The sequence below is a fragment of the Desulfosarcina cetonica JCM 12296 genome, from assembly GCF_001311845.1.
GTDB lineage: Bacteria > Desulfobacterota > Desulfobacteria > Desulfobacterales > Desulfosarcinaceae > Desulfosarcina > Desulfosarcina cetonica.
The window spans coordinates 1-909 of the sequence record NZ_BBCC01000502.1; the positions used below are offsets into that span (position 1 = coordinate 1).

1 protein-coding gene is annotated in these 909 nt (G+C 60.6%); it reads left to right on the plus strand.

Annotated elements, in window-relative coordinates; translation table 11 throughout:
• Nucleotides 1–909 (plus strand): 6-hydroxycyclohex-1-ene-1-carbonyl-CoA dehydrogenase (gene had / locus JCM12296_RS35220; protein ID WP_054702844.1); only part of this gene is annotated, 909 nt, incomplete at its 5' end.

Here is a 909-nt window from a genome sequence, read left to right on the forward strand (position 1 = left end):
TCGGAGCTGCCCATTACCCTGGGCCACGAAATCAGCGGAACCATCGCAGCCACCGGTCCCGGAACCGAAGAATGGAGCGGGTGCGCGGCGATTATCCCGGCGGTCATGCCCTGCGGGGAATGTGCGGACTGCAAGGAAGGCCGGGGCAACATCTGCATGAAACAGAAGATGCCGGGCAACGACATCCAGGGCGGGTTCGCCAGCCACATTCTGGTCCCGGCCAAACAGCTGTGCAAGGTGCCGGTGGACGAGAACATGAAGCCGGTGTCCAAGACCGACATCACCCTGGAGGAACTCTCCGTGGTGGCCGATGCCATCACCACCCCCTACCAGGCCATCGTCGAAGCCAAACTCAATGAGACCGACATTGCCGTTTTCAACGGTGTCGGCGGCGTGGGCGGATACGGCGCCCTGCTGGCCAAGAGTTTCGGTGCCGCCGTGGTGGCCATCGATGTGGACCAGCCCAAGCTGGACAACCTGGCCCCTTTCATGGACGCGACCTTCAATGCCCGGGAAATGTCGTTCAAGGATCTGCGCAAAGCGGTTTACGGGGTGGCCAAAGAGACCGGTCGGTCGCGCACGCATCTGAAGATTTTCGAAACCTCCGGCACCGCCGCCGGCCAGAAGACCGCCTTCGGCCTGATGACCTTCGGTTCGCATCTTTCCGTGGTCGGTTTTACCCTCGACACACTGGAACTGCGCCTATCCAACCTGATGGCCTTCAACGCCACGGCCCGGGGCAACTGGGGCTGCATCCCCGAGTACTACCGCCCGGTGGTGGACCTGATTCTGGACGGCAAGATGCCCCTCAAGCAGTTCGTCAAGACTTTTCCGCTGGATTCCATCAACGACGTATTTGAGAATGCTCACCAGCGAAAGTACAACCAGCGTCCCATTATGGTTCCATAG